9 protein-coding genes are annotated in these 11958 nt (G+C 36.2%); 4 read left to right on the top strand and 5 right to left on the bottom strand.

Annotated features, from left to right (window positions below; all coding sequences use genetic code 11):
* Window positions 1-115 precede the first annotated feature (115 nt).
* Window positions 116-2842 (top strand): T9SS type A sorting domain-containing protein, encoded by a 2727-nt coding sequence (locus ACFO3O_RS14935; RefSeq protein ID WP_379980202.1) that lies wholly within the window; start codon window positions 116-118, stop codon window positions 2840-2842.
* Between the two features lie 105 nt (window positions 2843-2947).
* Here the strand turns inward: ACFO3O_RS14935 and ACFO3O_RS14930 are convergent, their stop codons facing one another.
* Both ACFO3O_RS14930 and ACFO3O_RS14925 read right to left on the bottom strand, forming a co-directional pair.
* Complete coding sequence (locus ACFO3O_RS14930; protein ID WP_379980200.1) at window positions 2948-3589, bottom strand: DUF2459 domain-containing protein; 642 nt, start codon at window positions 3587-3589, stop codon at window positions 2948-2950.
* 13 nt (window positions 3590-3602) lie between these two features.
* Window positions 3603-4757, bottom strand: a complete 1155-nt coding sequence (locus tag ACFO3O_RS14925; RefSeq protein ID WP_379980301.1) for a serine hydrolase domain-containing protein — start codon at window positions 4755-4757, stop codon at window positions 3603-3605.
* Window positions 4758-4966: 209 nt separating this feature from the next.
* Between ACFO3O_RS14925 and ACFO3O_RS14920 the strand changes: the two genes are divergently transcribed.
* Window positions 4967-5431 carry an ankyrin repeat domain-containing protein gene (locus tag ACFO3O_RS14920; protein WP_379980198.1) on the top strand — a complete coding sequence of 155 codons (465 nt, stop codon included), beginning with the start codon at window positions 4967-4969 and terminating at the stop codon, window positions 5429-5431.
* Between the two features lie 23 nt (window positions 5432-5454).
* Here the strand turns inward: ACFO3O_RS14920 and ACFO3O_RS14915 are convergent, their stop codons facing one another.
* Window positions 5455-5922, bottom strand: coding sequence for a DUF6252 domain-containing protein (locus tag ACFO3O_RS14915; protein WP_379980196.1), 468 nt, complete (start codon window positions 5920-5922; stop codon window positions 5455-5457).
* A 326-nt stretch (window positions 5923-6248) separates the two neighbouring features.
* Window positions 6249-7559 carry an OmpA family protein gene (locus ACFO3O_RS14910; RefSeq protein ID WP_379980194.1) on the bottom strand — a complete coding sequence of 437 codons (1311 nt, stop codon included), beginning with the start codon at window positions 7557-7559 and terminating at the stop codon, window positions 6249-6251.
* A 116-nt stretch (window positions 7560-7675) separates the two neighbouring features.
* Between ACFO3O_RS14910 and ACFO3O_RS14905 the strand changes: the two genes are divergently transcribed.
* Window positions 7676-8218, top strand: coding sequence for an RNA polymerase sigma factor (locus ACFO3O_RS14905; RefSeq protein ID WP_379980192.1), 543 nt, complete (start codon window positions 7676-7678; stop codon window positions 8216-8218).
* Entirely contained in the window at window positions 8211-8933 is a 723-nt protein-coding gene (locus ACFO3O_RS14900) for a hypothetical protein (RefSeq protein ID WP_379980190.1), read from the top strand. Before ACFO3O_RS14905 ends, ACFO3O_RS14900 begins: the two co-directional genes overlap by 8 nt.
* Here the strand turns inward: ACFO3O_RS14900 and ACFO3O_RS14895 are convergent.
* A complete protein-coding gene (locus tag ACFO3O_RS14895) occupies window positions 8923-11958 on the bottom strand; it encodes a CHAT domain-containing protein (protein ID WP_379980188.1) in 3036 nt (1011 codons plus the stop codon). The two genes, ACFO3O_RS14900 and ACFO3O_RS14895, sit on opposite strands and share 11 nt — an antisense overlap.

Here is an 11958-nt window from a genome sequence, read left to right as displayed (position 1 = left end):
TAGTCCCTCCTTTAAAATTTAGAAACTCAAAACAGCTATTCGGAAACTGAGGTCAAAATGATCGTCGATCTCTATGTTATTTAGCCATAAATAAAGATGTAAAAAACAAGAACTTATGAAATCAAAACTACTTATTGCAGTATGTGTAGCCTTTAGTTTATATGGGTACGCACAAAACGTATCGATACCCGATGCTACTTTCAAATCGCTATTAGTAACAAATACAAATATTAATACTAATGGCGATGGAGAAATCCAAGTTGCCGAAGCTGTGGCGTATACAGGAAGCATTTCTGTGGCAAATCAGGGGATACAAGATCTTACAGGAATAGAAGCTTTTACAGAAATTGTAGGCTTACAAGCGTTTGCAAATCCAATAACAAGCATAGATATTTCTCAAAATACAAAGCTTACACAGCTATTAATAGAGCAAACCAATATTTCTGGAGAACTAGATTTAAGTATGCTTACCCAACTTATCGATTTTAAAGGGCATACTACAAATCTGACTGCTGTAAATATGGCAAATGGTAATAATGGTAATGTAACAAGATTTCAAGTACAAGGCACTCTAGTTACCTGTGTACAGATAGATCCAGGCTTTACACCAAATAGTAATTGGATTACGCCTAATGACGCCTACAGCGAAAGTTGTCCTGAATTTACATGCATTGTAGATATACCAGACCCTATCTTTAAAAGCTTTCTTTTAGGATCTTCAAATGTGAATACTAATGGAAATAATGAGATAGAGTGTAGTGAGGCTTCATCGTTTACTGGACAATTATTTTTGACTGTTCTTAACATACAAGATTTAACAGGTATTGAAGCATTTACATCGTTAACTTCTCTTAATTGTTCCGAAACTGGACTTAGTAGTATAGATGTAAGCGCAAATACATCTTTAACTTATTTGAATATATCAAATACAGACATTGCTGCCATAGATCTAAGCACAAATAGTGTTCTAGACGAGTTTATCGCTGTAAATACGTCTTTAACTAGCATAGATGTAAGTGCAAATACAGTACTTACTCGAATTCTTGTAGGTGTTAATGCGCAACTTAATGAATTAAACGTAGCAAATGGTAATAACATGGCTACTGGAGATTCAGATTTTTTTGCAAGTGATTGTCCTAATTTAACTTGTATTACAGTAGATGATGTTGTCTACAGTAATGCCAACTGGACAAATATAGACTCCCAAACTAGTTTTAGTACAAATTGTAATTCAGCTTGCGTAGTAAACATTCCAGACGCTAACTTTAAAACAATACTTTTAGGAGATGTCGATATCAATACCAATGGGAATACTGAGATTGAATGTAGCGAAGCAAGTGCATATACAGGAACTGTTGTGGTTAATACTTCTAATATCTCAGACCTAACAGGAATTGAAGCATTTACGGCTATTACAGGATTACAATGCGGATTTAATCAATTAACGTCTTTAGATATTTCAAATAATACGGCACTAGAATCGCTGTCTTGTAATTTTAATCAATTGACATCTTTGGACGTTTCTAATAATCCTAATTTAACAAGCATTTCTTGTAATACCAATCAGATATCGTCTTTAGATGTATCTAGCCTTAGTATGTTGACTTCTCTTAATTTAAATGAAAATCAACTAACCTCATTAGATGTGTCTAATAATCCAATACTAGAATCTATATTCTGTAATTCTAATCAGTTGACTAGTTTAAATGCAGCAAACGGTAATAATACGAGCATTACAACAAACAATTTCAGAGCAAACAATAACCCGAATTTAACGTGTATCGAAGTAGATGATGTAACCTATAGTGATATGACCTGGACAAATATTGATCCTCAAAGCAGTTTTAGTACAGATTGTAGTGCAGACACAACACCTCCAGTAGCTGTATGTCAAGACATTACGATACAATTGGATGCCAATGGAAATGCAAGTATATTGGCAGGTGATATAAATAATGGCTCTACAGATGATGTTGCTCTAGGAGGTATTTCTGTAACACCCTCTGCTTTTGATTGTAATGATATTGGGACTAATACCGTAACATTTACTGCAACAGATACTAGCGGAAATTCAGATACTTGTACAGCAACAGTGACCGTGGTAGATACGATAAATCCCACCATAGTTCCCGTAGCCGATATTACAGAAAATGCAGATGCAGGCATGTGTAGTGCAATGGTTTCGTTTCCTGTTATTATTATAAATGATAACTGTTCTAGTACCAGTTTTACCACAGATGCGCCCGCAGGTCAAATTTTTCCTGTAGGGACAACATTAGTGACGATTACAGGGATGGACGATTCAGGAAATACCGTGACAGACACTTTTAACGTAACCGTGGTAGATGCTGAAGTTCCCGTTCTTGATTGTGTTGTAGTAAACACTATAGAAATAAACGAAGGAGAAACATTTACATTGCCTGACTATGTGGCAAATGGTGATACTACAGCAACAGATAACTGCTCAGTAACGATTACGCAAAATCCAGTTGCAGGTACAGTGTTGGTTGCAGACACATATCAACTTACGTTCACAGCAACAGATGCAAGTGGTAATACGGATACCTGTACACAAAACCTTGTGATTGAAGAAGTGTTAAGTGTTCAAGATGTCTCTTTAGAAAATGCAATTTCCATATACCCTAACCCTGCAACTGATGTGATTCAAGTAGCATCTAAGGTAGCGCTTACAAATATTGAGGTATACAATATTAACGGACAATTGGTACTAACCAACAATCCCGCAGAGGAGATTAATATTTCAAAGCTATCTTCAGGAGTGTATTTTGTCACCTTATATTCAGAGACTAATTTTATTACTAAAAAATTGATTAAAAAGTAATTAATAAAGGTGCTATTTAGAGACCATCTATTTTTGATAGATGGTCTTTTTTTTGGTATTCGCTTTCGCGAAAGCATATGGTAAAATAAGAATTCACTCCTCATATCATCTTAAAACCCCAAAGTCAAAAGGCGTCCATAAACTCGCTTTCATTTGGCTCTCTTTAAGGGCGGTATTCGCCCACGTATTACAGGTATTGTAAAACATATAATTTCCTTTGGCTCTATAAAAGGTATCCCTGTCTAGGGTATAGGTAGCACCTTCTATAACTTGCTTTCCATTTTCATCTTCGTGAAAAGCGGCTAGGATATAAGTATTCAGCTTTTCGAGTTGTCTATCGGTGACAGGTACAGCAATCCATTGATTTCGTTTGGAGCGATATCGCGTCACATGAACGAGTGTTTTACTTTTCAAAAAAGCCGCTCTAAACGCCGTAGAAAACGTAAGATCACCCCAAGTAGGAGTATTGATATAAAAATTTTCTTCTCCCCAGCCGTAGGCAAAAAACTGCTCTTTAGGATGATACTTTTGGTCTTTAAGTAAGGCTGGTATCATCAAATTTTTAGGAAGTACAATATCGCTATGCACCCCATTTGTGGTGAGATATATGAGATGCTTTTTTTGAGCTCCTTCTATTTTTTCTGAAACCGGAATGTAGGTTAGAATCAAAGAAATGACGATATATACCATAGGAATAACTAAGATATACCCTATAATTTTCAGAAATCGTTTGCCGTAGGTTCTCATAGGTTATTATCTCTTATAAAGCTTTGGTGAGTTTCGCCATAAATTCGCCTATTTTGCTAGGTTCTAACCAACGAGTTACTACCACAAGATCATGTTTGCGATCTATGATAATAAAGTTCCCTCCAAACCCAGCCGCATAGTACACCTCTTCACCAACACCTTCCCAATGTCTAGGGCCTTTTTTATTGAGCCACCACATAAACCCATAATTCACGTTCGGAATAGAAGGTTCGATGGCTTTTTGAATCCACTCCGAAGAGATGATCCGTTCATTGTTCCAAACACCGTCATGTAAAAAGAGGAGTCCAAAACGAGCCATATCTTCTGTACTAATAAAAAGGCCAGCACCGCTGTGGCCTCCACCTGTGACAGATTTCATTTGCAGTCCATCTATTTCTACCCAAGCATCTTTATATCCATGCCATCTCCAGGTAGTAGAAGCCCCTATTTTATCCATGACCTTTTCTTTCAAAACTTGAGGAAGTGGTTTTCGCCAAACATGCAAAAGGCTGTAAGAAAGAACATTGACACGCACGTCGTTATATTCCATGACAGTGCCGGGTGTTTTGGGAGCTGCATATTGCCAGTCATCAAGATCTCCTTCTCTAGGCGGACGATCTGCCCAGTCTTTTCCACCCCAAAGTATACCTTGCCACGCGCTATTTTGCTGTAATAACTGTCGCCATGTGATTTGAGAATTATGATGTCCGTCAAAAGTCCCATCCCAGAGATAGTTTTTTACAGGATCATCTACATTAGTAATGAGTTTTTTGTCTAAAGCAAGCCCAGCCATAGTGGATAAGAAACTTTTGGTGACAGAAAAAGTCATATCTACGCGTTTTGTATCTCCCCATTGCGCAAGTAATTTTCCGTCTTTTAAAATCATACCTGCAGGACCACCACGTTTTTTTGTAGGCCCTAAAATTTCATGGAAAGGTTCGCGCTTAAACCCTTCCAAAATAGCAATCCGTAGATCTCTTGAGCCTGAATATTCGTTCGCTTTCGCGAAAGCGATCACATCGGCAAGACCATCGCCATTTACACGCGCCTCCTCAGAAGTGATCTCTTCCCACAAAGCAGCGCGTTCTGGAAAATAATACATTTGTGCGGTTACTTGAGCGTAGGTCAAACCTATAATAAAAAGTGTGCTTAATGTCTTCATAGACATTAAATGTAGCATATTCCTTATTAATTAAGAACTAGAAAAAATAGAAATATGGAGAATAACGAAGTACTAAAAGTATAGTTTACGCTCTTTTTGATTCGGAAATCTATAAAATAGATAAAGGAAATACAGGTACACTGTGATTTTTTTAAAAACGATCTTCTTGCATAAAAAAGAGTAGTACGTATCTTGTTTTTTTATATCTTAATCCCATGAATAATTCATTATTTGATGCGATACGCTCTGCCGACTTAGAAACGGTTTCAAAAATACTGAACGCGCATCCAGAACTTGTAGACATAAAAGACCCCAGAGGATCAACGCCTTTATTACTAGCAACGTACTATGGGCATGTGGATGTTTCTAAAGCTATTTTAGAACACGCACCCGATGTAAATGCAAAAGATGGATCGGGGAATACACCCTTAATGGGGGTTTGTTTTAAAGGATACCCTGAGATTGCCAAACTTCTCTTAGATGCAGGTGCCGACGTAAATGCTGTTAATTTTAATAGAGCGACAGCCCTTATTTATGCGGCTACGTTTGCACAGGAAGAAATAGCAAAACTCCTTATAGAAAAAGGAGCTGATAAAAGCCATAAGGATGAACGCGGTCATACAGCGTACGATCATGCAAAAATGCAAGGGGTGACGTCTCTCATGGAAATTTTATCGTAAGATATTACTTCTTTAAAAATCCTTTAATAGCTTATATCAAAACTTCCCTCTGTAATATCAAAAGAAGGGTCTCCTTTCAATAGTGGTTTTGTGGTAAAATGAAACGATCCTTTTATGGTTTTGTTCGTCGTAGAATGAGAAAGAATCGTGAGTGTACCGTTTGTGGCAAATCCAGATTGTTCTTCGTTTTCTTGATACTTTCCTTGAATGCTTGGAAAATCATAGGTGCCCGCTGTAATGTCTTCAGGAAGGAATAACTGAATGTCTTCTCCAGTTCCCATAGCTCCTGTGAGGAGCAGTGTATGTAGACCAGGTGTAATAAATCCAGTAACATGAACGGCCTCATAGGGCTTTCCATTAACTTCAGCAGTGAAGCTATTGGTTAGGGTTTGTGAAGCTTTTTGTTTGGTTTCTTGTTGGCCACAACTACTCATGATAACTACAGGAAGTATGCATAGAAAGAGGATGCGTGTAAAGTTGATGGTTTTCATAATATGATTCTTTTTAAAATGAACACGTATTTATTTTGTTTAATGTTTGCGCCTTACATAAGGCGCAAACAAAACAAAAAATGGGGAGTTTTAGTGAGAGAAGTGTACTAGGTTTGATAAGGGTTGTTTCTTACGTTATAGGAAACATATCGATTCAAAATAGTACAGTGAGAGATCCCCATTCAGATGATGGCTAATTTGTTAGTGAAACGCTGTTTTATAAAGTCTGAAAGACGCATACAAAATAGTTAGTTGAACCTGCCTATGCTGGTAAGCAGGCTAATCCCGTTTTTCAGCGGGATCTGTGGTTTACTAATTTTTTATTTTTACAGTTGAATGATTTCTACACGTCTATTTTGAGCTTTCGCAGTCGTTGTGTTTTCATTAGAAAGAGGTTCTGATGCTCCTTTTCCCGAAGTTTGAAGCCTTGAGGTTTCAATGTCAAATTCTTTTTTTAATACTTCCTGTACCGCAATTGCTCTATTTTCTGAGAGTGGCAGATTTACCTCGTCGCTACCATCACTATCGGTATGTCCCACAATTTTATAAGATTTGGTTGGGTTTGCTTTCATCACTTCGGCTATTTGTTTTAACGTAGCATAAGAAGAAGCTTTGATACTCGCCGATCCGCTATCAAAAGTAATTCCGTGGGCTTGATAGCTTCCATTTTCAAATAAGCGATCGGCACTATTCACACCTGTAGCAAATTTGATATTATTAAGATAAAAGTGTTGATTTTCAGGAGTGATTTCAGATTCAAAACGGATCGTTTTAAATAAGATATCTGGCTCTGTAGCTCTTGGAATGTCTATGACCTTTTCTTCATTGGCATATACCTTTATACGGGTTCCTTTTTTAAGAATAGAAATATGTGTGACTGCGTAAGGTGACCCTTCTTTTGAAAAAGGAGTGGGATAACTTTTACTCGTCATATTTAGTGCTTTATTAGGGGTCTTTTTTGTAAAGAAAATACCTCTTCCACTACCACTACCTACACCAATACCTATTTTAGCATAATTCTTCCCTTGGTTGTGATTCCCCATGTACATATTTGGGTCTGCTAAATCTGATAATAAAACATTTAGGTGTCTTTTAAAAGCCCATGAGTCTGGAGCAAAGTCGTAAATAATATCAAATTCTAATGTGAAGTCTTCTGGAATATCACTTGGTATCTCTGAAAACACATAAACACCCACGCCTTTACCTATGCGCATCCAGTTACCAGGTGTTGTATTTATTGTAACTACTTCAGAGCTTAAGTTGGTATTCCATTTTTGAGGTAGATCTCCTATAGGATCTGTAGAAAAATCATCATAGGCTATTAACTTTTCACCAGGAATGAAGTCATATTTTGAGTAGGCTTCAAAAGAGATTTCAGGCGTTTCTGTTGTTTCTTCACTTGGAGTAGTGGTTTCTGTATCTGATGATTTTTTGTTTTTCTTCTTTTTCTTTTTTTTTGTTTTTTTCTCTTCGGCTTCTCCATCAAAAACATCATCCAGCTCCTTATCTACTTGTTCATCTACTTTTCGTTCTATTCTTTGCTCTACTTTTTTCTTTAGTTTTTTAAATAGCTGTGCTTCTGCATTTGTACTACAAAAGACTGTGAGGATTACGATTAATAAAGATGTGCGTTTCATAATGTGTTGTTATTAATTTCACATCTTTATGCAAGGAATTTGAAAAGGTTAACACAGTCTCAAAAAAAAAAATTAATTTAGATTTTTTGTTAACTTTTTAGGACTAGACTACATAAATGAAAAATGAGCCCTCAATTAAAGCACTTAGAACCGGAGATCCGGTCGCTTATCAAGTGATTTATGAAGGGTATAGAGATGCTTTTATTGCCTTTGCTAGTAAATATGATCTAGATCAAGATGCTATTTTAGATGTATATCAAGAGAGCATGATTGCCTTGTATGAAAATATTATGAAAGGCAAGGTAAAAGCATTTACGAGTAGTATAAAAACCTATCTTTTTGGGATAGGTAAGTTTAAACTCTATGAGCAATTAAGAGCTCAAAAAAAATTAGTGCTTGTTGATGATTTTCAAGACACAGAAGCCCTAGTAGAAGTTGACAATACAGAGCTTACAGATCGGCAAAAGGCTTTAAAAGAACACTTTAAGACATTAGGTGAGCGATGTCGTAATATATTAGAACTCTTTTATTTACAGGGTTTTAAAATTAAAGAGATCATGATCGCGGCCAACTATGAAAATGAAAATACAGTGAAAGCGCAGAAGTCTAGATGTCTTAAGCAACTAAAAACAATGATGAACCCCCAGAACAATGGATAAGGATGCACTTATACATAAATATTTCCACCAGGCACTTACTGACCAGGAACGTGTCGAATTGGAAACGCTATTGGATACTGATCCTGAGTTTAAAGCTACTTTTGAGCTTGAAAAGGACCTTCATGCAGTTCTTGTAGAAACAGGAAAAGAAGATTTAAAACAACAATTTGATGCTTTTGAACATCAAGAGGATCAAGAACCAGAAACCTCTTCGACTACTTTTTTACGATATGCGATTGCTGCTTGTATCATTATAGGTCTGAGTGTGTATGGATCTAAGTTTTTTATAAATACCACCAATACCGATGATCTTTTTGCACAAAATTTTGAAGTCTATCGTAATATTGTGCAACCTATAGAGCGCGGGGAGGGACTTGAAACTTTGGAGCAGGAAGCCTTTTTTAAGTATGAAACCAAAGACTATAAGGGTGCGATAGATGGATTTGAAGCAGAGTTTTCAAAAACACAAAAACCGTACTTTTTATTCTATGCTGCCAATGCATATTTAGCTTTAGGAGACACCAACCAAGCGATTCCTCTTCTTGAAAAACATCAAACGTTCAAGGATGATTTTTACGAAAAATCACGTTGGTATCTTGCGTTGGCATACATCAAAGAGAAGGACAAAAAAAGCATTTCGCTTTTAGAGGAAATGAGCAAGAGTGAGGGGTACCGCTCTAAAGAGGCTAAAGCACTTTTGAAAGTCATTCGTTAGGTTTTGTACGCTTTCGCGAAAGCGTATACAACAAACCCAAAACCAAGATTCCACCTAGAATATACCACCAGAAATAGGATGTTTGTGTAATAGGAGCGGTGTTACCACTTACTACAAAACCTGCCCAATAATAAGGATGCCTTAATACATCTTCTGATGCCTTGTTAAGGTATTCTAGATTTGATTTGCGGAGAGCGATGTGTTTTGCATCTCCTTCTTTTAGATGTATGTAAAACGACTTCATGATCTCTTTGGTAGATTGATCATTTACATTCCATAAACTCGTTAATGTACTATTAGTCCCTGCATAAGTAAATGCCCTTGAGAGACTTTGAAGATCTTCTCCTTCCTTTAAAATTCCTGTTCCTGTATTACAAGCACTCAATACAGCAAGTTGAGCTGGGATATTATAGGTGTATAGTTCATCAAATAAAAGCCGTTCATCTTCAGAAAAAACAAGACTTGATTGTTGCGAACCCTCTGTGTTTGAGAGGGCGTGCATCGCTAGGTGTAAGATATCGTATTGCTCTTTTTGTTGTATAAATATTTCTTTTGATGCGCTAGTGCCTGTATACAAGTCCCCATTAAAAATAGTGCTGATTTCCTTACTTTCTTCTTGGGCAAACGGAAGCTCATAAAAGCCACTTCTTTGTAATGCCATCAAGTCACTGGGCATCTTCGAATTTTGAGCGTAGATAGGAGCAAAAACCCCTAATCGCTTCCCGTTACTTTTTAATTCTTTTTGCACGCTCAAAAGGGGTAAGGAAAAAGCAGTTGAGACTGGATTTGATTCAATTAAAAAATTTCCGTTGGGATTTATAAGTGCCGCAAATGGCACATAACTTAATTCGTTTTGAGTAATGAAGGTGAGATCTTTCTCTGATGGATTCGCTAGATCTTCTAGGAAAGGAGCAACTAGTTTTGTATACAGATCTGTAAAGGTTTCTCGATAGGAAGCGGTTCTGTCAAATATGACAGCACGCTGTTTGTCTATGAGGGTATTCAGCTGTATCCTATCTCCTAAGTTTACAATTTTATGTTCGTCTTTTTGAATCCGAATCCCAAAAATGCTTTTTTCTCCAATTACATACCGTATGATACATTGATTATCTGAGAGGATATTTTGAAAAGCAGTTAGTGACCATTCTACATTGGCCGTGTTTGTTTTTTTGTCGTGTAAGTCTTGTATAACTGTTTTAATACTGTCTGAGGTTGCTTGAAGTGCGTCTAGTTTTTCTGGTGCATCTGTTATTTCTTTAGATCGAATAGCCTCTATTTTTATATCCACAATGTCTTTGAGAACATCTAGTTTTTCAGGTATTTCTGTGTAGATGTTTCGTTTTCTATTGAAGGTGGCTGTGAGGTGTTGTGATCCGTTGTTTTCTATTAAATTCACTAATTGCGTAGTGTCTTCAAATAAGCTTTGATGATCTAATAAGTTTTGATTGATTTGAAACATATACTGCTCTAAGTTGGCATTAAATAATCCATCTTTATACAACTGATTAAACTTTTGAGCGGTGATATAAGAGAGATCTGCTTTTCTGTACAGATAAAGAGAATCTTTAGTTGATTGGTAAAGTTGGTCGTAACCGTCTGCAATTTCTAGCATCGTATTGATGGTTAATGCTGAGTTGTCTTTTTCAAAGGAAGTGATAGAAAGACGTTTGTTTTTGAGATGAGTACTGTCTTTCATTAGCTTTACAACAGCTTCTTGTAAGTTTGCTATAAAGGCAGTTTTATTACCTACTTTAAGTGCCGCTTGTGCTCGTAGGTTTTTAACTCTCGCCTGAAATGTTTTAAAATAGGAAGCCCCTTCAATAGCGATATCTTCAAACTCGGTATTCATTAGATCATATTCGCCAGAATTAAAATATACTCTACCCAGCATAAACTTAGCAACACTATAATTATGGATACAATCATTACGCTTCATTTCTTCGGTAAACGCGCTAAGATATTTCTTGTTTTCTTCTGGAGTCCACACCATTTCCATTTTTAGTACAGCTAGAGAATAAGGTTCTAAGAAATCACATCTTGTATTGACCAGTCCTTCTTTGATGGTTTCCATTTTTGCAAAAACGGTTTTAGCTTTATCAACAGCACCGATTTGCGCATAATACCTTAAAAAAGGGAGGTGAAAATAAAGCTGAGTCATAATGATAGAACTTGGACGTTCGTGGGGATCAAACATATGCCCTAAATATTCAGAGTCTAACCATGCTTCTTTTTTGCTTTCTAATAATTGTAATGTTTTGAAGGCAGCATCGTAATCGCCATAAATCAAGAGTTCGTTTACATAATTACCTATTTTATGAATAATAGGATAGGGGTCTTTCATATCACTATTTAATCCAAAAGCAACCCCTTTCTTATAGTATTTTAAAGATTTATTTAATATATCTTGATCACTATAATTAGAGCCTATCCAGTTGTAGTACTCAGAGATTAATGAAGAGTCTATGACTGTTTCTTGTTGCATAAGCTCTATCCCTAATGCATTGTAATAAGAAGATGCTTTGTATTTTCTTGAGTAATTATTGAGGAAACCTAGATCGGAATAAATTGCTTGAATCATTTCTGCAGATGCTTTTTTGGATTTTAAAAAAGCAACATACTCTCTACAAATAGTCAGGCAAAAATCAACACCCTTACTAGGAAATGATGTTACATAATAATTAGCAACAGATGAGGTTAAGTAGTCTAACGCATAGTCGTCTGAGGGAGTTACTTCTTTATATTGCCAAACAGAATCTAAATAAATTAGCCCTTTTTCAACTTCGTTATTTTGAATGGCGAGTGATCCCTGTGTAGACCAATATCGGATCTTATTAAATCCGTATAAAGAATCTGTTTTTGAAGACTTCTGTAGGATATTTTCCCTGATTTTTAAAGCTTCTTCATTTTTAAATTCTTTAAATTGGAGAGAGTCTGCAATTCTTGACAGTGACTCTGTATTTTGTGCATTTAGTGAGGAAATATAAAAAATAAAAAAAATCAGGGTGAATAGTAATTTCTTTGTCAT

It is taken from the genome of Dokdonia ponticola, assembly GCF_042653865.1.
GTDB classification, from domain to species: domain Bacteria; phylum Bacteroidota; class Bacteroidia; order Flavobacteriales; family Flavobacteriaceae; genus Dokdonia; species Dokdonia ponticola.
This window is presented reverse-complemented; position numbering and strand designations above follow the sequence as displayed.